Genomic DNA, 312 nt, shown 5'->3' on the forward strand with positions numbered 1-312 from the left:
CCTAACAGCCGGGTAATCACCAACCGAACCAATGTTCAAACAAAGGATGAAAACCATGTCTGTTGATGTCAAATACACCGCACTCGCTTCTGCAACCGGTGGCCGCGATGGCCGCGCTTCGACTGACGATGGATCGCTTGATGTCAAGCTGTCCACGCCAAAGGAACTCGGCGGTGCTGGCGGTGACGGTCATAACCCGGAACAGCTTTTTGCCATGGGTTACTCGGCCTGCTTTATCGGCGCCATGAAGGCTGCCAGCGGCCAGACCAAGATCAAGGTGCCAAATGACGTCGGGGTTTCGGCTGAAGTCGG

The 312-nt window shown here is 56.1% G+C and carries 1 protein-coding gene; it reads left to right on the plus strand.

Annotated features, from left to right (window positions below):
* Positions 1-55: 55 nt before the first annotated feature.
* Positions 56-312 (plus strand): Ohr family peroxiredoxin (locus B3Z49_RS16760; RefSeq protein ID WP_296992939.1); only part of this gene is annotated, 257 nt, incomplete at its 3' end.

It is taken from the genome of Thalassospira sp. UBA1131 (assembly GCF_002311515.1).
Lineage (GTDB): Bacteria > Pseudomonadota > Alphaproteobacteria > Rhodospirillales > Thalassospiraceae > Thalassospira.